The organism is Sedimentibacter acidaminivorans, from assembly GCF_017873955.1.
Classification (GTDB): domain Bacteria; phylum Bacillota; class Clostridia; order Tissierellales; family Sedimentibacteraceae; genus Sedimentibacter; species Sedimentibacter acidaminivorans.
On sequence record NZ_JAGGKS010000003.1, the window covers coordinates 279,218 to 305,119 of the forward strand.

Annotated in this window: 22 protein-coding genes and 2 pseudogenes; 1 reads left to right on the plus strand and 23 read right to left on the minus strand. The window is 29.0% G+C overall.

Annotation, left to right across the window (positions count from 1 at the left end):
• Positions 1-54 precede the first annotated feature (54 nt).
• From J2Z76_RS06955 to J2Z76_RS07040, 18 genes are all read right to left on the minus strand, one after another.
• Positions 55-1,455, minus strand: a complete 1,401-nt coding sequence (locus J2Z76_RS06955; protein ID WP_209511287.1) for a sigma-54 interaction domain-containing protein — start codon at positions 1,453-1,455, stop codon at positions 55-57.
• 104 nt (positions 1,456-1,559) lie between these two features.
• Positions 1,560-2,834 (minus strand): CdaR family protein, encoded by a 1,275-nt coding sequence (locus J2Z76_RS06960; RefSeq protein ID WP_209511288.1) that lies wholly within the window; start codon positions 2,832-2,834, stop codon positions 1,560-1,562.
• Complete coding sequence (cdaA, locus tag J2Z76_RS06965; RefSeq protein WP_209511289.1) at positions 2,818-3,645, minus strand: diadenylate cyclase CdaA; 828 nt, start codon at positions 3,643-3,645, stop codon at positions 2,818-2,820. Before cdaA ends, J2Z76_RS06960 begins: the two co-directional genes overlap by 17 nt.
• A gap of 24 nt (positions 3,646-3,669) precedes the next feature.
• Positions 3,670-4,968, minus strand: a complete 1,299-nt coding sequence (locus tag J2Z76_RS06970; protein WP_209511290.1) for a CapA family protein — start codon at positions 4,966-4,968, stop codon at positions 3,670-3,672.
• Between the two features lie 127 nt (positions 4,969-5,095).
• Positions 5,096-6,895: a YgiQ family radical SAM protein gene (locus J2Z76_RS06975; RefSeq protein ID WP_209511291.1), complete on the minus strand. Its 1,800-nt coding sequence runs from the start codon at positions 6,893-6,895 to the stop codon at positions 5,096-5,098.
• A 201-nt stretch (positions 6,896-7,096) separates the two neighbouring features.
• Positions 7,097-8,161: a butyrate kinase gene (buk, locus tag J2Z76_RS06980; protein WP_209511292.1), complete on the minus strand. Its 1,065-nt coding sequence runs from the start codon at positions 8,159-8,161 to the stop codon at positions 7,097-7,099.
• Positions 8,162-8,178: 17 nt separating this feature from the next.
• Positions 8,179-9,099: a phosphate acyltransferase gene (locus J2Z76_RS06985; protein ID WP_342455023.1), complete on the minus strand. Its 921-nt coding sequence runs from the start codon at positions 9,097-9,099 to the stop codon at positions 8,179-8,181.
• A gap of 126 nt (positions 9,100-9,225) precedes the next feature.
• Positions 9,226-9,873 (minus strand): deoxyribose-phosphate aldolase, encoded by a 648-nt coding sequence (deoC, locus tag J2Z76_RS06990; RefSeq protein ID WP_209511294.1) that lies wholly within the window; start codon positions 9,871-9,873, stop codon positions 9,226-9,228.
• A 23-nt stretch (positions 9,874-9,896) separates the two neighbouring features.
• Positions 9,897-10,472 (minus strand): phosphate propanoyltransferase, encoded by a 576-nt coding sequence (gene pduL / locus J2Z76_RS06995; protein WP_209511295.1) that lies wholly within the window; start codon positions 10,470-10,472, stop codon positions 9,897-9,899.
• A gap of 141 nt (positions 10,473-10,613) precedes the next feature.
• Positions 10,614-11,522: a restriction endonuclease gene (locus J2Z76_RS07000; RefSeq protein WP_209511296.1), complete on the minus strand. Its 909-nt coding sequence runs from the start codon at positions 11,520-11,522 to the stop codon at positions 10,614-10,616.
• 138 nt (positions 11,523-11,660) lie between these two features.
• A complete protein-coding gene (locus J2Z76_RS07005) occupies positions 11,661-11,843 on the minus strand; it encodes a hypothetical protein (protein WP_209511401.1) in 183 nt (60 codons plus the stop codon).
• A gap of 79 nt (positions 11,844-11,922) precedes the next feature.
• Positions 11,923-12,471 carry a helix-turn-helix domain-containing protein gene (locus tag J2Z76_RS07010; RefSeq protein WP_209511297.1) on the minus strand — a complete coding sequence of 183 codons (549 nt, stop codon included), beginning with the start codon at positions 12,469-12,471 and terminating at the stop codon, positions 11,923-11,925.
• 112 nt (positions 12,472-12,583) lie between these two features.
• Positions 12,584-13,495, minus strand: a complete 912-nt coding sequence (locus J2Z76_RS07015) for a DNA-3-methyladenine glycosylase family protein (protein WP_245210368.1) — start codon at positions 13,493-13,495, stop codon at positions 12,584-12,586.
• Between the two features lie 162 nt (positions 13,496-13,657).
• A complete protein-coding gene (locus tag J2Z76_RS07020; protein WP_209511298.1) occupies positions 13,658-14,317 on the minus strand; it encodes a tetratricopeptide repeat protein in 660 nt (219 codons plus the stop codon).
• Positions 14,318-14,350: 33 nt separating this feature from the next.
• Positions 14,351-16,528, minus strand: a complete 2,178-nt coding sequence (locus J2Z76_RS07025; protein WP_209511299.1) for a DNA topoisomerase III — start codon at positions 16,526-16,528, stop codon at positions 14,351-14,353.
• Between the two features lie 230 nt (positions 16,529-16,758).
• Positions 16,759-17,838 carry an NAD/NADP-dependent octopine/nopaline dehydrogenase family protein gene (locus J2Z76_RS07030; RefSeq protein WP_209511300.1) on the minus strand — a complete coding sequence of 360 codons (1,080 nt, stop codon included), beginning with the start codon at positions 17,836-17,838 and terminating at the stop codon, positions 16,759-16,761.
• Positions 17,839-17,871: 33 nt separating this feature from the next.
• Positions 17,872-19,521, minus strand: a complete 1,650-nt coding sequence (locus J2Z76_RS07035) for a cobalamin B12-binding domain-containing protein (RefSeq protein WP_209511301.1) — start codon at positions 19,519-19,521, stop codon at positions 17,872-17,874.
• Between the two features lie 390 nt (positions 19,522-19,911).
• Positions 19,912-20,574, minus strand: coding sequence for a single-stranded DNA-binding protein (locus J2Z76_RS07040; protein ID WP_209511302.1), 663 nt, complete (start codon positions 20,572-20,574; stop codon positions 19,912-19,914).
• A gap of 241 nt (positions 20,575-20,815) precedes the next feature.
• On the opposite strand from J2Z76_RS07040, the gene ychF reads away from it, so the two are divergent.
• Positions 20,816-21,907: a redox-regulated ATPase YchF gene (gene ychF, locus J2Z76_RS07045; RefSeq protein ID WP_209511303.1), complete on the plus strand. Its 1,092-nt coding sequence runs from the start codon at positions 20,816-20,818 to the stop codon at positions 21,905-21,907.
• 222 nt (positions 21,908-22,129) lie between these two features.
• On the opposite strand, the gene J2Z76_RS07050 is transcribed toward ychF, so the two are convergent.
• The 5 genes and pseudogenes from J2Z76_RS07050 to J2Z76_RS07070 form a co-directional block, all read right to left on the minus strand.
• Positions 22,130-22,315 (minus strand): DUF1540 domain-containing protein, encoded by a 186-nt coding sequence (locus J2Z76_RS07050; protein ID WP_209511304.1) that lies wholly within the window; start codon positions 22,313-22,315, stop codon positions 22,130-22,132.
• Between the two features lie 90 nt (positions 22,316-22,405).
• Positions 22,406-24,472 (minus strand): annotated as a pseudogene (locus J2Z76_RS07055) (thioredoxin domain-containing protein).
• 270 nt (positions 24,473-24,742) lie between these two features.
• Positions 24,743-25,174 carry a hypothetical protein gene (locus J2Z76_RS07060; RefSeq protein ID WP_342455024.1) on the minus strand — a complete coding sequence of 144 codons (432 nt, stop codon included), beginning with the start codon at positions 25,172-25,174 and terminating at the stop codon, positions 24,743-24,745.
• 287 nt (positions 25,175-25,461) lie between these two features.
• Positions 25,462-25,620: pseudogene (locus tag J2Z76_RS07065) on the minus strand (DUF255 domain-containing protein); the annotation flags it as partial.
• Positions 25,601-25,855 carry a hypothetical protein gene (locus tag J2Z76_RS07070; RefSeq protein WP_209511306.1) on the minus strand — a complete coding sequence of 85 codons (255 nt, stop codon included), beginning with the start codon at positions 25,853-25,855 and terminating at the stop codon, positions 25,601-25,603. The gene J2Z76_RS07070 and the pseudogene J2Z76_RS07065, both read right to left, overlap by 20 nt.
• Positions 25,856-25,902 lie beyond the last annotated feature (47 nt).

Here is a 25,902-nt window from a genome sequence, read left to right on the forward strand (position 1 = left end):
ATTTGCACGCATTTTTTTGCAAATCATGTAATTGTGCAAATAATTGCATGATTCTTACTCCTGTATCCCATATCTGTCCATTTTGTAATACAAGGTTCTTATAGAAATACCTAATTTTTTAGCAGTTTCCGTTTTATTTTTATTTAATTTACAGTAAACATTTCGAATATAATCTTTTTCAGCGTTCTCAGTAATAAAACTAAGTTTTTGAATTTCATCTATATTTTTTAATTCCACAAAACTACTTGTTGCATTTATTGGTGGATGCAAATGAGGAAGATGTTCCTTCCTAATTATCTGCTCGTTAAAATTCATATTAATTATTGACCTTCCTATTACATTTTCTAACTCTCTTACATTTCCAGGCCAATTATAATCCATTAACAATTTAACTGCTTCCGATGATATACTTCCTATATTTCTTCCATATTCATCATTTATTTTAACTATAAATTCATTTATTAAAAGAGGTATATCTTCTTTTCTTTCTCTAAGAGGTGGTATATATATAGGCAAAATATTTATTCTATAAAACAAATCTTCTCTAAATTTACCATCTTTAACTGCCTGATTCAAATTTAAATTAGTAGCTGCAATTATTCTTACATCTATTGATATTGGGACAGTACTCCCCACTCTCATAATCTCTTTTTCTTGCAGTACCCTTAAAAGTTTGGCTTGTGTATTCAAACTTATTTCAGATATTTCATCAAGAAAAATCGTACCTTTATTAGCTTCTTCAAAAAGACCTTTCTTCCCACCTTTTTTCGCTCCGGTAAAAGCTCCTTCTTCATAACCAAACAATTCACTTTCAAGTAATGTATCAGATAAAGCAGCACAATTTACCCTTATAAATTTATTATCACATCTTTGGCTTTGGGCATGAATTGAATTTGCAAAAAGCTCCTTACCAGTTCCACTTTCACCTCTTAAAAGAACTGTAGCTGGAACTTTAGATGCTTTTAACACTTGCATTTTAACTTCTTTTAACTTTTGAGAGTCTCCAATTATATCTTCTGGTAAATATTTGTATGTGAGCTGCCTAATTTTTTTTTCTGCTTCCTCCAGTTTTTCAGTTAAGTCTTTTATTCCTGTTACATCATGTAAAACAGCTACACTGCCTTTCAATATATTATCTACGATTATAGGTGCAGCTTGCGCAACAACAGTTTTGCCACTTGGTTTAATTTTTAATTTTGTGTTCGATACTGGGTGTTTTGAATTAAGAACTTTGAGGTGAAGGCTTTCACCTTCTTCTATATCAAAAAGTGCATTTTTACCTATTACATCTTTAGGCTCTATTCCTGTTATATTTGTATACGCAGGATTTACCATGATATGCTCCCCTTTTTCATTTACAACGCTTATTGCATCCTGTGTAGCCAAAAAAACAGCTTGTAACATCCCCTGATATTCTTTCAAATTATTCATTTGTAAATCTAATCTTTTTTTCATAACAGTCCCCTTTAAAAATAATTTTCATTATTATTAAAATATATCAAAATTACAGAAAAAATCCTCATCAAAATAAAATAATTATGACAAGAATTTTTTATAGTTTATTCCATCTCCGTTTGATTATCAAGATTTATTGTATTTGTTTCAGTACTAGATTGATTTTCTGGCTCAATAATATTCACTTCAATTGTATCTATATTTAACAGAACATTTACTTGTTTATTATCTGTTAAACTTTTAATTGTAATATTATTGCTACCCAATGACGCTTGCGAAAGATCAACTGTTAATTTCAACTCTTCTTTATTAAAATTATTTACTGCACTTGATGCTCCCTCTATATTTGCTATAACACTTATATCTGTATTACTTAAGTCCACTTCATATCCATCAATAATATTTGTAAATTCTATTTCATCTATTTTATATGTCAATTCTTTTTGTATGATTTTTTCTACTACAACATTTACTACTGGATCCTTGTCTAACCCTAATATCATAAATCCGCTGTCATTTAATATTTTTCTCGAAGATAGAATATTATGGTATGCATCTGTAATATCAAGCTCTTCAATTTCCAGTTCGTTAATAGAATCAAGAATATCTCGTCTAGCAGCTATTTTAACCCTGGTAGGAGATACCGACGTATTAACAAGTTCATAACCATCTAGTGGTACACCCGATATATTAGGCTTTATATTAACATATTTTGTAGGATAAATAGGTACTGATACCTCTACATTATCAGTAGGTACTGACATAAATATTTCAGTATCTGTTCCATTATATATTCTTACAGGCACAGTTTTTATAACGGTGTCTTTAGCCCCATCAACATTAATCGTTGCTATTGCAGCTTTAGCAGAGTCAACAATACTTCTTGGACCGGTTATCTTAACAGAAGATGGATTAGACGTACCGCTTGCCCTAAAATAATCTTGTAATTGACTTCCTTCATACTGTATATCTACATCCATAACCCTAGAAATTACACTTTCTACGACACATGCTATCTGGGAAGGATAATGGTCTCCAATTTCTATTTCATTCGGTCCAGATACTTCTACCTTAACATTTCTATTGCCCTCTCCAAGTCCTAAAACATCTATGTATGCTGTAAAATCAGTTTTATTGATTTTACTCAACTGTTCTCCCGTTCCTTTTACCTTTATATTTACTAATAAATTATCCTTGTCTTTATTCATCAAAACCATATTTGAACTTTCTAGAGCAGATAAATTTTTAATAGTTACTGGAACATTTTTAATTGTCTCATCTAATATTGGATTAGTTTGGACCATTACTATCACCCATAAAACAACCGCACAGGTCAAACACGCAATTTGAATAAATAATTTTTCATTTTTTATCTTCATTTCTATATCTCCATTTATCAAATATATTTGACTTTTCACTTTCCATATATATGCTAGACAATAGATGTTCAAGTTCCTCTATCTGAATATTTCTATACAGCCTTCCATCTATTGCATATGATATATACCCTGTCTCTTCTGAAACTATTAGTGCTATGGAGTCAGATTTTTCAGTCATTCCTATTGCAGCTCTATGCCTTGTCCCTATATCTTTACTAAGTAAATTATTATCTGTCAAGGGTAAAAAACAACCAGCAGCTAAAATAGAATAATCTTTTATTATTACGGCCCCATCATGAAGCGGTGTATTTGGAATAAAAATATTAATCAAAAGTCCACTTGATATTTCAGCATTTAGTTTAGTACCGCTATCTACTATGTCATTAAGTCCTATTTTTTGTTCAAATATCATTAGTGCACCAATCTTTTGTCTAGCTAAAGAAGAAGTAGCTGAAACTATTTCTTTTATTACATATTCTGAAGTTGCTGAATTCTTATCTAAATTTGAAAAAGAAAACATCGATGTTCTACCAATATATTCAAGCGCCCTTCTAATTTCAGGCTGAAATACCACAACCAATGCTATTATACCAACTTGAAATGTGCGGTCTAGTATCCACTTTACCATATGTAATTCAAATATTTCTGCAATTGGAATTAGAATTATTAATAAAAAAATACCTTTTAATAGTTGTTTCGCTCGCATATCTCTTATAAGCATAAAACCTTTATAAAAAACATAATAAACTATAGCTATATCTATAATACTGTTTATTCCCAAATTGCTTAAAATTAACTTAATTTGCCCCATAACAACCACTTCCCAAAATTAAATTTATTCAACATCCATTTGAATCATAGTATCATCATAAGATCTTCTCATGCGCGCTTTAGAATTGTCATTTAACTCATCACTTTCAATATAGTTCATTGCTGGATATATTACATGTTCTGTTCTACCCTTTTCATCTATTCCCTTGTAAACCCATAAAGGTGTATAGTCTATCTTATTTATAGACACCTCACCAGTTTCACCTTTTTTCTCTATTTCAATATTTACAATAACTCCATCTTCTGTATATTTTGCTACAGATTCACCTATCCCATAAGGTCCTAGGGTTTCAATTCTTTGATTTGATATGAAATTACCCATAGAAAATGTTATAAATTTCTTTTTTCCATTGTAATCTAAAATTTTAGAAGGCTGTATGACATGTGGATGACTTCCTAATATTATATCAACACCTTCACTAAATAGCATATCAGCTACATTGTTTTGATTTTGACTTTCTACCCTTGAATATTCATTTCCCCAATGCATGAATGCTATTATTACATCTACTTTTTGTTCTTTTGCATACTTAATATCTTCTTTCATTTTTGTTTCATCTGTAATATTGACCATTGAATCAAGCTCTTCCCCAGTTAGCAAACTTTCAAGTCCATTAACCATTTCAGTATATGCCATAAATGCAACTTTAATACCTTTAATATCTTTTACTAATACTCTACTCTCTGGCTTTTCAATATAAGTTCCTACAGTATCCATACCTCTTATTTGAATTTGTTCTATCGTTCTTATTATTCCAGCCTTTCTAGTATCTAGACAATGATTATTAACTGTAGATAAAACATCAAATCCAGCACCTTTAATCGCATCTAGAACTTCATCAGGTGCATTAAACAAAGGATATCCTTGATATGCATAAACTTTATTACCAGCAGTAGTTCCTTCAAAATTAGCTATAGCTAAATCTGCATCTTGTAAAATACTTTTTACCTCTCTAAAACTGTTTGTGAAATCATATGTACCAGTTGCAGGATCATATGCACCGTCTAACTGAGAAGGATGAAACATAATATCACCTGTAGCCTTTATACTAATTGTAATATCAGGATTTGGTTCGGGTTCTGGTTCAGGTTGTACAATGTTATTTTCATTATTGTTTTCATGTTTATCATTTATATCATTATTATTATTATTTGAAATATCATTTTCATTTAATTTTTGTCTTTCTCCATCTATTCCATTCGCAACCATTGCCGCTGCTACTATACCAACTATCAAAATAAACGTCATCATTAAGATACGTAAATTTCTTTTTCTTCTTCTTCTTCTATTTCTTTTTCTCATAAAAAATTACCTCATATTTTAAATAAACTATATAGTTTCAAGTATCATCATATATAATATTAACTTACAATTATATATTTTGCAATAACTTAATTATTAAGAATCCATTAATTTTATCCATTATTTTTTAATTTTTATTTCTTTGTCTAATTAAAGCTTTTGAATTATTCCCTATTAAATCATATCTTTTTTCTTTTTTCAAAGCATTTAATACTAGTTCATAATTTTCTTTTTTATTATACTGCATTAATGCCCTTTGCATTTTACGTTCTTCTATACTTTTAGGAATATATACCTCTTCTCCACTTAAAGGATTTATACCTGTATAATACATACAAGTAGATAGAGTTCCCGGTGTCGGATAAAAATCCTGAACTTGTTCAGGTGTATGACCCATATCTCTTATATATTCCGCCAATTCTATAGCATCTTTTAACCTTGAACCAGGATGTGAAGATATAAAATACGGAACTATATATTGTTCTTTATTTTGTTTTTTGCTCTCACTATAAAACTTATCCACAAATATATTATAAGTTTTAATTGATGGCTTACCCATGAGCTTAAGAACTCTCTCCGAAACATGTTCTGGTGCTGTTCTAAGTTGACCACTTACATGGTGCTTGCATAATTCTTTTATAAAATCATCTTTACTATCATATATAGCATAGTCATATCTTATGCCTGACCTTATAAAAACTTTTTTAACACCTTCTACTTTCCTTATTTTTTTTAGTAAATTCAAATAATCACTATGATCTACCACAAGATTTTTACATCTTTCTGGTGATAAACAACTTTTATCTTTACATACGCCATACTTTTCTTGCTTTTCACAAGCTTTTATTCTAAAGTTTGCTGTTGGTCCACCAACATCATGTATATATCCTTTGAAATTTTTATCTACTGTCATTTTTTCAACTTCCTTCACAATTGATTCATGACTTCTAGATTGTATTATTCTTCCTTGATGATAATTTAAGGCACAAAAACTACATCCACCGAAACATCCTCTGACACTGGTTATACTAAATTTTATTTCATCTAAAGCAGGTACTCCACCCAAATTATTATATATGGGGTGAAAATCCATCATATATTCAAGATCATATATGTCATCTAATTCTTGTTCTGTCAATATTTCCATTGGAGGATTTTGTACAACATAAATGCTATCATACTGTTCTACAAGTGTTTTTGCTGTGATTGAATCCGTATTTTCATATTGTATTTTAAAGCTTTGCGAATATTGTTTCTTTGAAGATGTAACTTCATTATAACTTGGCAAAATTACAGGTTCAAACGGTCTTTCTATATCACGTGTTTTATATACAGTACCATTTATATATGTTATTTCAGATATAGGAATTCCTGATTCTAAAGATTCCGCTATTTGAACTATGGATTTTTCTCCCATTCCGTATACAAGTAAATCTGCTCCCGAATCCATTAAAATTGACCTTTTTATACTGTCACTCCAATAATCATAATGACTCAACCTTCGAAGACTTGCTTCTATGCCACCTATTATAATAGGAACATTTTTATATGCTTCTCTAATTCTATTAGAATAAACTGTAATAGCCCTATCTGGTCTCATATTTGGTTTATTACCAGGAGAATATACATCATTACGTCTTTTCTTTTTAAAAGATGTATAATGATTTACCATAGAATCTATATTACCAGAATTCACAAGAAAACCAAGCTTAGGCTCTCCAAGAATTTTAAAAGATTCTAGATCTTTCCAATTAGGTTGTGCTATAATACCAACTTTATATCCATACCTTTCTAGTAATCTTGAAATTATTGCTGTACCAAAAGATGAATGGTCTACATATGCATCTCCAGTTACAAAAACGAAATCACACTGATCCCAACCTCTTTTATTCATATCATCTATATTTATAGGTAAAAAATCCATCATAAGCTCCTTATCAAATAACAATTAAATAATTAAAAATAATTATACATTACATTATAACATCTATTTATAAAAAATGACAGTTAAAATATTAGTATTAAAAATTAAAAAAAATAAGCCCCCTCATGTTAACAGCCTCATTCTTTTAACTGTTAACATAAAAGTAGCATATCATTATCAACCGCCTTTATTATTATCAAATTATTATTCAGAATATTCTAAAACACCTTCTTCTCCCCTTAAAACTCTTAAAATCCCCATTGTTAATGATTCCATTTCGTTTTCACCTGGCAATATTTCTACAGGAGCTATAAATTTAATATATTCACATATTTGATCCGTAAATCTACAAGAATGCGATAATCCACCTGTAAGTATAACTCTGTCTAAATTGCCCTTAGCAGCAGCAAAAAGACAACCAATACCTTTAGCAATCTGATAAGCCATAGCTTCATATACAAGTTTTGCATATTCATTTCCATTATCTATCATTGCTTCAACTTCCCTCAAATCCATAGTTCCAAGAAGCGCCTTAAGTCCTGCATTACTTCTAATTTTTTTCTTTAATTCTTGTTTATCTCCAGTCCAAGTCATGATAAACTTTGCTAATTGGCGAACTTGTATACCACCTGGACGCTCTGGTGAAAATGCGCCTTCCTCATCTCCTACAATATCAGTCATTTGACCATTTAGATGTAAAGATGTAGTAAATCCACCTCCTAAGTGAGCTACAATAAATCTACAATCAGTATATTTTTTACCTAATTTCTTTGAAATTTTAATTGCAGCTGCCCTCATGTTTAAAGCATGCCCGTGACTCATTCTTTCTATTTCAGGTATACCTGTTACTTTTGCATAAGCAATTAGTTCATCAACTGCAACAGAATCATATATGTATGCACCGATATTAATTTCTCTTGCTATATCATATGCAATTAGTGCTCCTAGATTTGATGCATGTTCACTAATAGGATTGTTTTTCAACCTATTAATCATGCATTCATTAACTTTATATGCACCTGATTTTACAGGCAGCAAAAGCCCACCTCTGCCTACAACAGCATTCAAACTTTTAATATCAATATTTTTATTAAACAAGAGATTTACAACTAAGCTTTTTCTAAAACTATATTGATCTTGAATTCTATTATATTTTGATAATTCTTCATCACTGTGACTAATAACTTCAACAAATAATTCTTTTTCATCTTCATAAACTGAAACCTTTGTTGATGTAGAACCTGGATTAATAGCTAATATTCTATACACTAAAGCCACCTCATTTATTATTTTCTATTATACTGTGAAACAATTGCTCCAAGTAATATTGAATAATATTTTGATTCATAGGAATCTGACCTTGACACAAGTACAATTGGAGAGGTTGCTCCCATAATTACACCCGCATTTAATCCATTCCCAAATAATGAAATTGATTTTCCTATTCCATTACCCATTTCTATATTTGGAACTAATAATACATCTGCATCTCCTGCAACAGGACTATTATATTTTTTAATATCAGCTGATTCTTTTGAGATTGCAAGGTCTAAAGATATTGGTCCTTCAACTATTACTCCATTTTCAAATTGTTTATTTAAATACATTTCTTTTAGTTGACCAGCATCAACTGTAGCAGGCATTTTAGGATTAATTTTTTCCTTTGCAGCTAGACAAGCAACTTTTATTTCTTCATATCCAATCGCTCTTGCTACTTCTACAGCATTTAAAATCAAGTCTTTCTTTTGACTAAGGCTTGGATAAGTTACCATGCCTCCATCTGTCAAAAATAAAAGTTTATTATAATTTGGCATTTCATATATCATGACATGGCTAAGTTGCTTACCACTAATAAGTCCGTAATCTTTATTTAATACTTGTTTCAATAAAATTGAAGTATCAAGCAAACCTTTAATTAAAAAATCTGCCCTACCTTCATTCACCATAGTGACTGCAATTTTTGCAGATTCTTCAAAACTGTTTGCGGATATTATTTGATATTTAGAAATATCTATCAATAATTTACTCGCATATAAACTTATTTTTTCTATATCTCCAATTAATATTGGAATTATTAAACCATTGTTAAATGCGTCATCAACTGCTATTAATACGTTTTCTTCTTCGGCAGAAACTACCGCTAATTTCATTTTTTCTTTGGTAACTAATAATTTCTTTAACTCTTCTAATTTCCTCAACAAAACCACCTCCAATACTATTATATCAATTTGCTGTTAATATGTCAAAATATTAATTGATTAAATGTATGCATATCAAATACATTATATTTTTAAAAAACAAGAGAGTATAAATATATACTCTCAAAATTACTTTTATATTTCATTTATAATATTTACGGAAGCACTTGCTCCAATTCTATCTGCACCTGCTAATATCATTGAGTCTAGATCTTTTCTTGTCCTAATACCTCCGGATGCCTTTATTTTACATTTACTTTTAACTACATCCCTCATAAGTTTAATATCATCAACAGTGGCTCCTGACATACTAAACCCCGTTGATGTTTTAACATAGTCAGCTCCAGCTTCAACTACTAGTTCGCAAGCCTTGATTTTTTCTTCATCGCTTAATAAACAAGTTTCAATAATTACTTTTAAAATAACCTCACCATAAATTGCATTAACAACTTCTTTTATGTCATCTAAAACCATATCATATTTTTTGTTTTTCAAAGCTCCAATATTAATAACCATATCAATTTCGTCAGCACCATCTTCAATTGCATTTTTTGTCTCAAATGCTTTTACAATAGAACTGTTAGCGCCTAATGGAAATCCTATTACAGAACAAACTTTTACGTCTGTATCATGTAACAATTCATCACAGAGCTTTACATAACAAGGGTTTACACAAACAGAAAAAAATCCATATTCTTTTGCTTCATCGCATAATTTTACAATCATATCTGTAGTTGCATCTGGTTTTAAAATTGTATGATCAATATATTTAGCTACATTCATTAGTAATTTATCTCCAAGAAAAGTTATTTAATTACTTCAAGCATTTGCTTATTTTGTATCATTGCAGCATTGCCTTCTTCAACATCAACATGGAATTCTAATGCGAACGAATCGTGAACTCTGATTAATACATTTTCAAATACTAATCCTCTTTCGCCCTCAGCTTTAACTTTTACCATATCTTTATCTTTTACACCAAATTCTGCTGCTTCTTTAGGGTTCATATGAATATGTCTAGCAGCTTCAATTACTCCTTGCTCTAACTCAACTTCTCCTTTTGGTCCAACCAATTTTATCCCTGGAGTTCCAACTAAACTACCTGAACCCTTAACAGGAACATCAGGTATACCTAGTGTAAATCCGTCTGACAATGAAATTTCAACTTGAGATTCACCTCTAGCTGGTCCCAGTACTCTAACACCTTTAATAGTTCTTTTAGGTCCAACTAAATCTACTTTTTCGTCGCATGCAAATTGACCTGGTTGACCAAGGTCTTTTATTGATGTAAGTTCATGTCCTTCTCCAAACAATATATTAATATCTTTTTGTGATAAGTGAACGTGTTTGTTTGATAATCCAACTGGTACTCTATTACTCATAGTTTCCTCCAAATATTTTATTATAATTTAAATTCTTAAAAAATTATAATACACATTGAAAATAATATCAATATATAAATTGGTTTTTTCTACAATTAATTTAGCTATGCTAATAAAATCAACAATAATATTAAATAAAAACTATACACCTTTCGCTTTTTTTGTATTAATTTTATTATAAATATTATATAAAATACAAATACATGTTAATAAAATAAAATAATAAGATATATATAATGGTAATACATTATATGAAATTATTTTTGATACTATATAAAATAAAACAGCTGAAAATAGATAAATAATTATTTTTTTACTGCTAAACATATTATTTTTTACTTTATTTATATCTTTTTTGTTTTCTCTTTCAATTTGAATCTTATTATAAAAATAACTATTTTGAGGCAGTAAATCATACTTCAAAGTCAAATCAAACAGTTCATCAACATCTAAAATTTCTATATTAATTTTATCATTAACTTTATTTAAAAGTTCTTTTGCATCATCATTTAATTTACTATTTGTAATTATAAACCCTTTCATTATATTTTTTTGACTCAATAAAGCTACAAAATTCTTAACATCTATTCTATCCACTTCTGCACCTTCAAAAAGCTTGACAATTTTTATGTATGATTCTATTCCTTCTGATTCAACTGAAAATGAATGTTCTTCTATTTTTTTGTAGTTCTCATAATTTTGTTTTACAAAGAAAAATTGTATTAAACTTTCAAAACAATCTATATCAAAATCATTAATTTTCTTTTTAAAATATTCCTTTTTTGTTTTATTAATTAATTTTCTTCTACCCTCTTTTTCTTTCCTATCTAAGTTTAACTTATTTATCAATGTAAAAATTATAAATACTTGAAATGTAATAAAAAAAGAAAAAACGATACTAGATGTCATAGAATTTATTGTAGCGAATACTATTATGCATAATATCAATTTATATAACATTAAATCTGCTCTATAACTAAAATATTGTCTCGTACCTATGGTTTCTTCAATGAAAATTTTTCTATTTATTGCTTTCTTCTCTTTTCTCATAAAAATCACCTCACTTTATTATTGTCCAAATTTTAGTATTTTATACAAGATTGACTAAAGATGCGAATTCTCTATAATAAAAAAAAGCTAAAACTATAAGAATTAATATTTCTAAAGTTTTAGCTTTTTTTATTGTTATTATATATTATTTACTGCATGTTCTAATTTATCCAAATGTTTTATTGGATAATAGGAAAGTAATTCTTTAAATTGCTCTACTGTTAGTCCCTGTGTAGTAGTATAAATTTTTATTTTATCATCTAAGCTTGCATTAATAAATTCTTCTCTAATATCTTCAAAAACTTTTTCCATTGTTCCCATAATGCTCCTCTCACTTTCTATATTAATAATATTTCTTTAATACACTTTAGTATACATTTATTAATCAGTATTTATACATTTAATATGCTTGAGGAGAAATTATACATAAAATTTCAGATATTTCTTCTGTCGGATTATATATATTATGAGGCGTGTTTGAACATATATATATACTATCCCCTTCTTGCAATATTTCATTATCATCATTAACTTTGACTAACAGTGTTCCTTTTTTTATTATAACAAATTTATCAGAATCTATTATAATAAAATTTGTGCTATCCCACTTTCCTGGCTCAATTTTTGTTTCATATGCATCAAATTTAAATTTTGATTTTTTTTCACTATTTATAGGTAATAAATAAACTATTTCTTTATCATTTTCTCCCATCAATAATTTCTGCCTATCTTCTTTACGTGTAATAATTACGTTATCATCATTATCTATAAAATAATATGGAGAAATTTCTAAAACTTTGCAAATTTTACTTAATGCAGATAAAGATGGTTCAATGAGGTTCCTTTCAACCTGAGATATATAGCTAGCTGTAAATCCTGACTTTAAAGATAAATCATCTATTGTCATGCTCTTTTTTTTTCTTAGACTCCTAACCTTATTTCCATCCATTTTTAACCTCAAACTTTACTATTTATAGAAATAATAGTACTCCAAATTAAAAGTTTAGTCAATAAATGTTTTTTATATTTGAAATAATATTAAGTATTTTTATTTTTATACACTATTTACCAATCCCTTGTTCTCTAGCATAATAAAAAAGATACTGCTGTGCATATCCTGATAATTTTCCAAATTTATTTTCAGCAAATTTTCTTATTTCTTTATCATTAGTATTTTTATCAACATAAAGTGTTTGCATCACCCGTCTTACCCAAACATCAACAGGAAATGTGTCAAATTGTTTCATTGAAAACAATAATATGCAATTTGCAACTTTATCCCCTATTCCTTTATAGGTTTTAAGATATTCTAGACCTTCTTCATATGTTTTATTTTTCAAAGCATATATTATTTCCTTTTCACTAAGAAACCTTGCTGCTGCTTCTTTAATTCGCTCAGATCTAAATCCTGCCTTACATTCTTGAATTAACTCCAATGGTGATTCAGATAATTTTTCTGCAGTTGGAAATGAATAATAATCTCTTCCTCTATAATTACAAATATATTCTCCAAATGCTTTACTAATGTTTTCTATTACCTTCTTTATCATAGGTATTCTATTATTTGCAGAAATCATAAATGATATCATAATTTCCCACTCATCTTGATTTAATATCCTGATACCATATCCAAATCTTATTGCATTATCAATGATATCATCAACATTGATATTTTTTTTAATTTCAGAATAATTCGTATCCATATCAAAATAATTTTTTATTACAGTATTATAATCATTAATGCCCATATTATCAAAAATTAAATCTGTTCCATTTTGCAATACATTAATTACCTTATTTTGAACAACACCTGTATAACTTCCATCGTTCTCTTTATTCCATCTAAAGCATTGTCCACATTCAAATATATGTGTCAAATTAAAATCTTCTACATTTTCTATTATTAACTGGTTATTATTTTCTGTGATTTTCATTTTACTAATCCTTTCACTATTAGTATTTGGTAGAAACATAGCTTTATATTCAATGATAAGCCAATTGGCGACAGTTAGTATGCTTTATAGTTTCTGTACAGCGAGTATATAATGCACAACTTTTAGTGATTAATTATTTTATCGTGGATTTTTGTTAAAGGCATAAATAATTTTACACATTATTTATGCCTTTAATTAATATTACAATTTATCAAAATCCCTTGAAAATTGTTCAAGGAAGCTACCTTTACCGTAATATCTTGCTTTTTCTAAGTAAGCAACACTTTCTTCATCTTTATTTTCTTGTTCATATATTTTTCCAAGAAAATAGTATCCAAAAGCTATACGATACTCATTTCTTCCAATTTCAGTTAAATCTTTAAAAAATTCTATTCGGCTTTCTCCTTTGCCATTATAAAAATCTGCTATAGCATAAATGAATTCTATTGCCTTTTTATTGGAATCCCTTTTGGCATATTCATTTAACACATCTGTTGCTTCTTCTAATATTTCATTTCCTTTATCTATTTCGCCATTAAAAAAATGACTAAGAATTAAATTATGATAATATACATGCTGCCAATTAGGTGGAATTTTTTTAACTTCATCTGTTAAAATTTGTATAGATTCATTAAATCTCCCTGCATATAATAACCCCGTGGTTTTTTGAATTAAATTTATATGTTTTTCTTTTTCAGTTGTCATTTTTCTTAAAAGTTTATCAACTTCATCTATATATTTTTCTGGACTTTTTTCAATATATAAAAGCTGATTGAACACATTAACTTGTTTTAACAATGTTCTCCTTTTGAAAAATCCATATAATATAAAGGCTACAACAACAATTATTATTAAATCCATCATTAACTCCTTATCAATTAATAGTAAATTATACTATAATTTCAGCTTAGCTAATGCGTCCGCTAATGCTGTATTAATATTTTCTTCACTTTTACTTTTCTGCTTTGAAATAAATCGCGATGCTTCTTTATTTGAAATAGAGGATGTTTCTTGTTGTTTTCTTTTATTAAAGGCCGAAAGTTTCTCTCTAAAACCACATTTACACACAAATATTTTGCCTTCGCCTTCTCCTCTTAACTCTAGTTTTTTATGACAATTAGGACATCTAGCATTTGTTATTTGCGCTATACCTTTTCGATATCCACATTCTCTATTTTGACAAACAAGCATAGTTCCTTTTTTACCATTTACTTCTAATAAATAATTCCCGCAATCAGGACATTTTGTTTTTGTTTCATTATCATGAACAAACTTTTGATTGCTTGATTTTATTTCTTTTATTATTATTTCTGTATATTGCTTCATTTCATTTACAAAAGCATTTTTATTAAGTTTACCTTTTGCTATATCGTTTAGCTTTTGTTCCCATTCTGCTGTTAAAACTGGTGATTTTAAATCCTGAGGAGAAAGTTCTAAAAGCTGTCTTCCTTTAGATGTAGTATAAATGCTTTTATCTTTTTTTTCAATTACAAAACTATTAAATAACTTTTCGATTATATCAGCCCTTGTTGCAACTGTACCTAATCCACCAGTTTCCCCAATTGTCTTTTTTAAATCTTTATCCGCACCTTTCATATACTTAACAGGATTCTCCATTGCTGATAAAAGACTAGCTTCTGTGAAACGTGCAGGTGGCTTTGTTTCGCCCCAAGTTTGCTTTATTGATGATAATTTTATAATGCTACCAGTCTTTATAGTATTTAATTTCTCTATAGGAAAGTCATCTAATATTTCATCATCTTCATAATGACTGTATACTTCTTTCCAACCTTGAGATATAGTTACTTTTCCTCTTGTAGAGAATTTTTCATTACCCACTTTTCCATTAATCACTATCTTTTCAAATTCAAAAGGTTTAGAAAGAACAGCTAGGAATCTTTTAACTACTAAATCATAAATTTTTCTTTCTTTATCTGTTAGATCCTGTAAATAAACAGTTTGTTCTGTTGGTATAATAGCGTGATGGTCTGAAACCTTGTTGTTATTTACAAAGTTTTTATTACCTTTAATAGGTTGAGAATAGATTTTAAACCCTATTTTTGAATTTGGACCAACACTACATGCTTTTACCCTATCTTTTAATGTTTCCACTACATCTTCTGATATATATCTTGAATCTGTTCTAGGATAAGTAAGAACTTTATGTCTTTCGTATAGTGTTTGCATAATAGATAATGTCTCTTTAGCAGAAAATCCATATATTTTGTTTCCATCTCGCTGAAGTTCTGTCAAATCATATAGAAGTGGAGCATAAGTTTTATCTTTAGTTCTCGTAATATTCTCAATGATTAAGTCCTTACTCTTTAACGAATTTAATATTTTATCTGATTTTTCTTTATCAAATGTTTTTATATCATTTGTTTTTATATCTTGCCAAGTAAATCTAAATTTACTGCTCATGGCTTCAATTCCATAGTAAACTTCTGGTTTAAATGTTCTTATTTCTTCTTCCAAAGCTGCAATCATTGCTACTGTAGGAGTTTGAACTCTACCACATGATAATTGAGCATTGTGCTTACAAGTAAGTGCTCTCGTTGAATTTATACCTACTATCCAATCTGCTTCAGATCTTGCCACAGCTGATGCATATAAATTTTCATACAATTTTCCATCTTTTAAATTGTTAAAACCATCTTTGATTGCTTTATCTGTTACTGATGAAATCCAAAGCCTTTTAATTGGCTTTTTAATATTGGCTTTATCAATAATCCACCTTGCAACTAACTCACCTTCACGACCTGCATCTGTAGCTATAACAATTTCAGTTACATCATTTCTAACAAGCAAACTTTTAACCGTATTAAATTGTTTACTTGTCTTTTTTATTGTTTCTGTTTTCATATAGCTTGGGATAATCGGAAGATCTTCCATTTCCCAAGTTTTATACTTTTGATTATATTTTTCTGGATCTGCTAACGTTACTAGATGTCCTAAAGCCCAAGTTACAATATATTTATTTCCTTCTACAAAACCATTACCAGATTTACTACACCCTAATACTTTACCTATATCTTTACCTACTGAAGGTTTTTCCGCTAATACTAATATCATTTCTTCATTCCTTTTCTTTATCTTTTAATATATTGTATCACAATATATCTTTCTTGCATATACAAAATATGTTATACAAGTTTCCCAACATTATTATCAAACACTTGAAGAATAATACCTCATACGCTAGGAGGAGACCTACGTCCCTCTAATATAGGTTTCCTAACATATAAAAAATATTCTTCATTTCATCTATGATATGAAATAAAGAATATTTTATTATTATAATATTAACCTATTCTATAAATTATATTTTTTTCCTCTGTTTGTTTTATAATACTTTCTAAATCAATTCTACTTTCATTTCTTCCGTGGCGAACAAAATCAAAATCATATAATATATTAGCAAGGTTGATAATTGAATCTATTGTATAACTTTTTATGCCTATTTTATGTGCAATTGCTGATAGTGGAACTAAACCAGTTTCTATATCTTCATATATATATCTGTTATGAATTGTTGAAGGAGCCAAGACTTCTGTATATGCTGGATTGTTTTGCAATGCTTCATACAATGTTTCTCCCTCAGATTTATATATACGATTGAGCCAATTTATTGCACTATCAACTTTAATATTTAACTGTTTTGCTATTTCAACTCTTTCTTTATCTATCTTTTCTAGCAATAATGCAACTGTAGGAGTAATTCCTTCTTGATAGTGAGAAAAAGTTTCCTTGCATTCTATTCTAGCCACATTTAAAATGATTGGAACAGGGTGAAATATCACTCCCAAATTTGATAACCCCGTAAATAAAACAGATTCAGCTGGAATTAGTATATCAAAATATTTGCTTAACATATCATACACTATTTTAGTATTCTCTGGGCTATGTGCTGCAATATACAATTCTTTCTTTATTGAAAAAATCCTACATATTCCATTTTTAAGAACACGGCATGTAAATACAAGTGTATCAGTTTCTGCAACTACTACATTTGCTTTTAAGCCAGATGATTTAAGCACATTCATAAAGTTATATGTTCCAAATGTTCGACCGGGATTTAAAACAATTACTTGTCCATTTTCAAGATATGGAGCCATTTTTTTAGCTACGTGATGATGAGCATTAGCTGGCATTGCTACCATAATTAAATCTGCATCTTTAATCACTTCTTCAAGATTGCTAGAAAGCAAATAAATTTTTTCCTTATATGAATATACCCCCATTAATTCTATTCCACCATTATTATCTATGTCCTCTAAAGCTTTTGGACTTCTATTATACAATGACACTCTACATCCTAGATGAGTAAAATATGCAGCAAAAGCTTGCCCACCATTACCTGCCCCAATAATTGCAACGTTCAAACTAAAACCCCTTTCATAATAAAATATATTTATTTATAAATTTCCATTTTCCTTCAATATTTCAATTCGCTCTGATTCACTTATTTCTCTTGAATACTCTCTAGAATATGCAACACATTTTCCATCAATTACTCTAGTTTCTAAAATTCCTTTAAACTTTTCATTTTTTAATATATGTGGAGCATCTAGTATGCCCCTTTTTACACAATCAGCTATTACATCTCCATTTCCAAGAGGGTCTTCATAATTATTATAATAATCACAAATAAAATCCAAAAGAAATTTTGCTTCATCTATTAAATCAGACTTTCTCTTTTGTATAATTGTACTATTAGAAATATCAATACAATCACCAACAAGATTTTTAATAACTCCTCTAACTATTTTACAACTTTCGATTATATTTTCAGGAGTTGCCGCATGCTCTGCTTCATTAAAACCTACAACATGAATTATATGGGGTTTAACACTTGAAGCTAAAAAAGTTGTAGCTGCAAGCTGCCCTTTCGCAATATCTAAATCTGGTGACAAAAAATTTAGCCCTGCCCTAATTTGCCTATATACTCTAAAATTTTCATCCTTCATAGTTTCAGCAAGCTCTATCATTGCTAAAACCCTTGCTAAATCCATTGAAAACGATAAAGTATTAGGTGTATTAAACATATATTGAGCTATGTAATCCTTTGCCCCATACTTTTTAGCGTTGTATGAAGACAAATATGCCATAACAACAGAGATAACATCATGAGCATCTCTTAGAGCCCAGTGATGTGGTTCATTAATTTCTACAGGAATATTTCTATCGCCGTGGTATTTTATTAATTCAAATGCTTCTTTTATAGATACCTCTATAGTTCTTGTACCTCTTTTATCAATTTCATTATACCAACATAATGGTACAGCACACCACGCATTACTTATAGTTTCATCTAGCATTTCAGCAAATTTCATTACATCATCTGTTCCGCTGTAACATCTTATCAATGGCTTATTTCCAAACTGTGTAGCTCCTTTTAAGGAAATAAATTCTTCCTTTGTTCTCAAAGGAACACCTCCAGCCCCATCTAAGTTTTTATCCATTTCTTCCTGTCTAAAAAAGAACTGTTGAGTATTTTGGTCTGGGCCTATTGAAATTACATCTAAAATTTTACTTTGTGCTATAGTTTTTATCCCAGTCAATGTTTCCTTATATGAAGGTAGTCCAAAATGATGTCTTAAAACAGGATACGGATATTTATCATTTATCCTGTCTATAATATTTTGACCATATTCTTTTTCTGTTGATTTTCTATCTATATTTTTAAGGAATGCAATAGAATCATCAATATCATCAAATCCATCTGAAATATAATCAAAAAAATTATATTTCATTGCTACTTGTGAAACTGGTGAAGTACCACCAAAGCACCACTTTATATTTTTACAATCTTCTTTCTCAATTTGTGACATGTGAACTATTTCACTTATAAGATTATCACAATTATTTGCAGTTAATCTATAGCTTAATGCAACCAAATCTGGTTTTAATTCTTTTATTTTAATAAATATTTCTTTTATTGGGATTGCTGGCCCTAAAAAGACAGTTTCATATCCTTCTTTTTCAGCTATTTGCAAAAAATGAATTATTCCTGCAACATGCACACAATTACCCAACGAAGCCCCTAAAACAACTTTTTTCCTCATAATTACCTCCATCATACACTTATAGTCCCAGTGCATTTCACTTAGACACAAAAATAAAAATATTCGAAACAATTAATATTTCAAAAATTAATGTTATTATTTAAATTTATTAAAATTTAGAACGGTTTTTGGTTAGTATAAATTTCAGAACAGTTTTACTATGAATAGTTTCGACACTTTTTTAATTAAACATGAATACCTTTGCTAGCTTAGTAAAAAAATATTAGTCATTATTTTCTTTCTTTATTAAAGGTTTTTTATATTTTAATATTATTTTTTAATTTTGTCAAGTTATTTTTATTATCTTATTCCATAAAAAAGTGAAACTTCAATTTATCACTAAATGTAGTTCCACTATTTTAACAATTATTTTATTATTTTTGTATAATATTATTCTTCCTTCTTTCTATTGTTATCTGTTTTGATATGCTCTAATTTTGTAATTGATACTTCATACGCTGTTTTAGTTTGATATTCATCCTCATCATGCTTCTTCTGATATCTTCTACTTTGAATTCTGCCCCATACCTTTACATGATCTCCGACTTCAAGATTTTCACAATATCTTGCATTTCTTCCCCAAGCAATACACGGTATGTAATCTGATTTGTTGTAAGACCTATTTACTGCAATTAACATGTCGGTTATTTCTCTCCCAAATGGAGTTGTTCTATACTTTGTATCCTTACACAAAAAACCATTCAAAAAAACTTCATTAGGATGCCTTTTAATTTCTTCTAACTCTTCCTCATCTGGAACCTTAATGTCTCTTACAAAAATTCTTAGCAAGAGCTTATTACTTAAACCTTCATATCTATTATAAGATCGGAACTGTCCATCAATAACTACATAATTACCAATATCCATATTTATGTCGTTAATAATTCTTTCTGATATTATAACAGGAAGCAAATCTTTAGTATCGCTCAAACGTGGAACCTCTAAATAAAATTCATAAAACTTTTCACCAAAAACTTCGTGACTAAACTCGAGATCGCTGTATATTGCCCCAACTACCCTAATATAATTTGACTGCATCTGTTTATCATTCATACCTTTTTCTTCCCCCTATAATTTGTCTTATATATTTTATAATATTCAAACAAAACTAATATATGCTTTTTATTGGTGTTTTTTTGAAAATGTTATCCACTACATGTACAGTTAACATTTATAGAAATGTATTGAAATTAGAAATCATATGTTATATAATAATTTGAAATTAAATATTAATATTTGAAACATTAATGGCAAAATATTTAAATTGCCTTAATGAAACGAAAGGACGAAATATATGAAATTAGGTATAGTAGGACTTCCTAATGTAGGTAAAAGTACATTATTTAATGCAATAACATCCGCAGGTGCTGAATCAGCAAATTATCCATTTTGCACAATCGAACCAAATGTAGGAGTAGTTAGTGTTCCTGACAAGAGATTAGATTTCTTAACTAAAATGAGTAATTCTGGAAAAACAGTTCCAGCTGTTATTGAGTTTTTTGACATAGCAGGTTTAGTAAAAGGTGCAAGTAAAGGCGAAGGACTTGGAAATAAATTTCTTTCTCACATAAGAGAAGTTGAAGCAGTTGTACATGTTGTAAGATGCTTTGATGATGAAAATGTAATTCATGTTGAAAGCTCAGTAGACCCCAAAAGGGATATTGAAATAATTGAATTAGAACTCATATTAGCTGATTTAGAAGTTATGAGCAAAAGACTTGAGAGATTAACAAAAATAGCAAAAAATGACAAATCACTCCTGCCAGAGCTTGAACTTGTAAAAAAAATAGTTGAAGAATTAGAAAACGAAAAATCTGCTCGTTATTTAGAATATACTGATGAAGAAATGAAGTTATTAAAAACATTTAATTTAATAACAGCTAAACCAGTTCTCTATGTAGCCAATGTAGATGAAGAATACTTAGATGCTCCAGAAACAAACAAATATGTAAATATAGTTAAAGAACATGCCTCTAAAGATAATTCTGAAGTAATTGTTGTATGTGGTAAAATTGAAGAGGAAGTTTCCGTTCTTGAAGATGATGAAAAGCAAGAATTTCTACAAGAATTGGGTCTTGAAGAATCAGGACTTGATAAACTAATCAGAGCTAGTTATCATCTACTTGGATTAATAAGCTACTTTACTACAGGCCCTATGGAATCAAGAGCATGGACAATAAAAAAAGGAACAAAAGCCCCACAAGCAGCTGGTAAAATACATTCTGATATTGAAAGAGGTTTCATAAGAGCTGAAGTTACATCTTATAAAGATGTTGCTGAACTTGGCACAATGAGCGCTGTAAAAGAAAAAGGTCTAATGCGTCTTGAAGGAAAAGAATATGTTATGGTAGATGGAGATATTGTATTATTTAGATTTAATGTTTAATAATTGATATAATTTATCTCGTCTCTTTTAGATGAAAATTTAATTATGATATTCGACATGTCGAACACCTAATATAAAGTTATAAATTTAAAATATGTACACACCCTTTGTATAATAAAATCATTATAAGGGTGTTTTTTTAATAGAAAAGTAAAAAAGTTACCTCCTTTTCAGAGATAACTTTTAAAAATGCGAATTCTTGTTTTACAATAATTTAATTAATTACCTAAAGCTATTATTAGGTTTAAATGTTGCACAGTCAGTTTCTTGACTATTTTTTGCATTTTTATGCTGCACTTCTATTTTTTGTGCTGTACAATGATCTCCATCTGCATAATAATGACATGTGTTAACAACACACTTAACTCCTGGGTTTGTTGTACTCATATTGCTTCCTTTTATTTCCATATATGCCTCCAAATTTACTTTTTAAAAGTTATTTAACTTTCAAAATTATTATGCCCTAATATACAATTTATATAATAGGATATATTTAACTTAGAAATTAAATAATTTTTTTTCTAACTCAGCAAAATTCGTTATTGGCAATTCACATTCTTTATTAACGCAGATATAATAAGTTGATTTATCATCTTTTAAATTATAGTTTTTAATAAACTCTATCACTTCTGATGCTTCATCTAATTCAGTTTTTTCTAAAACTACCACAACAGTATTTGGCAGATATTTACTTTTAATTAGTTTTTTTAATTTATTAATATCTTCTTTATTTTTCAGTATACATATTACCTCTCTTGATGGATAAAGTTCATACATTATGGACAATAAAGCAAACGTGTAGCCAGATGGATATTCAGAAATAATATTTGTATAAAAATCTATTTGTTTTCTTGACATTTCTTCAAATTTTATATTACCAGTAAGTTTTGAAAGTATTACAAGACACAAAGCTGCAACAGAATTACCAGATGCCATAGCCCCATCATATACTTCTTTTGGCCTATATATTAAACTTTCACTATCATTGCTAGTCAAGAAAAACCCACCATTTGTATTATCCCAGAATAATTTTATCATTTTATCATTAAATTTTACTGCCCTTTTTAAATAATGTATTTCATATGTTGCTTCATACATTTCTATCAATGCCCATATATAAAATGCATAATCGTCAAGTGTCCCATTTTCAAGTGTTGAGCCATCCCTATATCTTACCCCAATTTTATTATCTTCACCAATTAAATTTTTTTTAATAAACCTAAGCGCATTTTCAGAAGCACGCAGATATTTTTCATCGCCAAAAACTTTATATGCCATAGCAAATGCTACTATCATCATTCCATTCCAAGATGTGAGTATTTTATCATCCTTATGAAGCTTAGTTCTTTTAAGTCGATATTCATACATCCTATTAATCATAATTTCAATATTTTCATCTGTTTCAAAATAATTTTCATTATCTATTAAATTAGGGATATTTTTACCTTCAAAATTTCCTCTTTTAGTTATATCATAATAATTATTAAAGTTCTTACCAGCCTCTTCACCTAAAATGCTTATTACTTCATCAGGTGTAAATACATAATATTTTCCTTCTTCTCCTTCACTGTCAGCATCCTGTGCAGAATAAAATCCTCCATCTTCATTAGTCATTTCTCTTAAAATATAATCAAGTGTCTTTGTTACTACTTCTTTATATATTACTTTTTTAGTTAATTGATATGCTTCTATATAACAAATTACCAATCCAGCATTGTCATAAAGCATCTTTTCAAAGTGAGGTACCAGCCATTTATCATCTGTTGAGTACCTTGAAAATCCAAATCCAATATGATCAAAAATACCGCCTCTGTACATACCATCTAATGTTTTTTCAACTATTTCCAATACCTTTTCATCATCTTCTAGTTCATAATATTTCATTAAGAACATAATATTGCTAGGCTGAGGAAACTTAGGACTTTTACCAAATCCTCCATACTTTTTATCAAAACTTTTCCTAAATGTTTCCTTAGCCGTTTCTATTATATCTTTAGATAGATTGAATTTTTCTCCACGTATATTTTCTTGTTTCTTAATAATATCAGTTATATTACTGCTAGATTCTAGTATCTCATCTTTGTTATTTTTCCATTTTGTCGTTACAATAGTCAATATATCCAATAAACCTTTAATTCCGTATCTTGATTGCTTAGGGAAATATGTACCTGCAAAAAATGGTTTTTGTTCAGCAGTCATAATTATAGTTAATGGCCATCCACCACTACCAGTTAACCTCTGTGCTACGCTCATATAAACAGAATCAATATCAGGACGTTCCTCTCTATCGACTTTAATACATACAAAATCCTTATTCAAAGCTTCCGCAACCTCAGCATCCTCAAATGATTTATGTGCCATTACATGGCACCAGTGACAAGTTGGTTTTTATAACCAACGTCATGAGTACCCAATAGAAAGAAATACTGGCTTATCTTCATCTTTTGCTTTGTCAAACGCCTCTTGGCCCCAAGGGAACCAATCCACTGGATTGTTAGCGTGCTGCAATAGATAAGGAGATTTCTCATTTATTAATCTATTGGGTACTCTATTTGAGTTAGTCATTTAATCACACCCTTTCATATATTATTTTTCATATTTCATATATTATAATCCTTATGGATTTTAGCAAATGAGTTTACTGCTGGCTTGATTTTTTTATGCAAAAAATCCAAATATCCTTTTTCTAATTCTTCATTCATTTGTATTACAGAAAAACTTCTACTCCATTATATATGAAATCCGGTAATATAATTTCATTACCATCATCAGTCATAGATATATTATCAACTGTCTCAAATGGTTCATAATATGAGCTATATGCAATTTAAAGTTTTACAAATATCCAAGAAGCACATTCATAAATTCCTGTTCCGTCTTAATAAGATTTTTTGCCAAATCCACACTTTCGTTAGAAGCAGTCTTATATTTATTGATATACATGCTGACTGATTTAATACCCATATTGCAGCCATCAATCATTAAGTCAGCAATTTGATGGGTATCATCGTTTATCATCAGTTTCATTTCTGTGCTTATCCACGAAAAGGCCTTTGCCATACCTTGCGGGTCTTTCTCCTCTTCGTTATATTTATTTAACTTTTGATGGCATTCATCACCAATTTTAATATGCTTATCATTGTACTCATCTATAATAGACTTAAGCTTCTCATTTTTAATATAAGGTTGTACCTGCTCCATACTATTTGTAGCTGATTTACACCCCGCATTACATTCCTTCAAAAGATTAATTGTATCTTCGTTCACAGTAGTCATCCTTTCTATTTTATTTATCGTTAGTATGAATAGAAATGAATTTTTTTATACTATAAAATCTTTTTTATTTGCAATCAGTCATTACAAAATCTTTTCCAAACCAACCGCGTAAATAGTATAGAAATTTTTTGTATTTACTTTAACATTAAGAACAGTTAATACAACAGTATTTTAACCTGCAGGGGATACTTTAAATGTATATGTTCATGATGGAACACAAACAGCATGTGCATTTGGAGATGCATGGAATTAGTTGATTATAGAAATTAACTATTAAATACATGGCACCAGTGACAAGTTGAATAACCTATGGATAAAAATATAGGTTTGTTTTCTTCTTTTGCTTTTGTAAAAGCTTCTTCACCCCAAGGATACCATTTAACTGGATTATATGCATGTTGAAGAAGATGTATGTTATTACTGCTGCCATAAAATATATAACTCCTGTTCTAATGGAACTGAAGTTTTATTTCTTGGTTTTTCAATATTATTTTTTATGTTTTTATTGTTTTTGGGTTTATTATTATACTTATCTATGTCTTGTCTAACACCATCAAATGTTTTTCTATTGATTTTTTTAGCATACAATTCATATATCTTTTTTCTTCTATCACTTTCCAAAACACCTGTCGCCCTGATTCTCCAGTTACAAACATTGTGCGTTGTAAACATTCTTATAGATCTTTAAACCGTCTCCCGTGTTAGCATAAACAATTTGT

Bases quoted from the DNA above. Each gene is read 5' to 3' on its own strand.
- J2Z76_RS06955 (WP_209511287.1), bottom strand. From the start codon at position 1,455: ATGAAAAAAAGATTAGATTTACAAATGAATAATTTGAAAGAATATCAG.
- J2Z76_RS06960 (WP_209511288.1), bottom strand. From the start codon at position 2,834: ATGAAGATAAAAAATGAAAAATTATTTATTCAAATTGCGTGTTTGACC.
- cdaA (WP_209511289.1), bottom strand. From the start codon at position 3,645: ATGGGGCAAATTAAGTTAATTTTAAGCAATTTGGGAATAAACAGTATT.
- J2Z76_RS06970 (WP_209511290.1), bottom strand. From the start codon at position 4,968: ATGAGAAAAAGAAATAGAAGAAGAAGAAGAAAAAGAAATTTACGTATC.
- J2Z76_RS06975 (WP_209511291.1), bottom strand. From the start codon at position 6,895: ATGATGGATTTTTTACCTATAAATATAGATGATATGAATAAAAGAGGT.
- deoC (WP_209511294.1), bottom strand. From the start codon at position 9,873: ATGAATGTAGCTAAATATATTGATCATACAATTTTAAAACCAGATGCA.
- pduL (WP_209511295.1), bottom strand. From the start codon at position 10,472: ATGAGTAATAGAGTACCAGTTGGATTATCAAACAAACACGTTCACTTA.
- J2Z76_RS07000 (WP_209511296.1), bottom strand. From the start codon at position 11,522: ATGAGAAAAGAGAAGAAAGCAATAAATAGAAAAATTTTCATTGAAGAA.
- J2Z76_RS07005 (WP_209511401.1), bottom strand. From the start codon at position 11,843: ATGGGAACAATGGAAAAAGTTTTTGAAGATATTAGAGAAGAATTTATT.
- J2Z76_RS07010 (WP_209511297.1), bottom strand. From the start codon at position 12,471: ATGGATGGAAATAAGGTTAGGAGTCTAAGAAAAAAAAAGAGCATGACA.
- J2Z76_RS07015 (WP_245210368.1), bottom strand. From the start codon at position 13,495: ATGTTTCTACCAAATACTAATAGTGAAAGGATTAGTAAAATGAAAATC.
- J2Z76_RS07020 (WP_209511298.1), bottom strand. From the start codon at position 14,317: ATGGATTTAATAATAATTGTTGTTGTAGCCTTTATATTATATGGATTT.
- J2Z76_RS07025 (WP_209511299.1), bottom strand. From the start codon at position 16,528: ATGATATTAGTATTAGCGGAAAAACCTTCAGTAGGTAAAGATATAGGT.
- J2Z76_RS07035 (WP_209511301.1), bottom strand. From the start codon at position 19,521: ATGAGGAAAAAAGTTGTTTTAGGGGCTTCGTTGGGTAATTGTGTGCAT.
- J2Z76_RS07040 (WP_209511302.1), bottom strand. From the start codon at position 20,574: ATGAATGATAAACAGATGCAGTCAAATTATATTAGGGTAGTTGGGGCA.
- ychF (WP_209511303.1), top strand. From the start codon at position 20,816: ATGAAATTAGGTATAGTAGGACTTCCTAATGTAGGTAAAAGTACATTA.
- J2Z76_RS07050 (WP_209511304.1), bottom strand. From the start codon at position 22,315: ATGGAAATAAAAGGAAGCAATATGAGTACAACAAACCCAGGAGTTAAG.
- J2Z76_RS07070 (WP_209511306.1), bottom strand. From the start codon at position 25,855: ATGTTTACAACGCACAATGTTTGTAACTGGAGAATCAGGGCGACAGGT.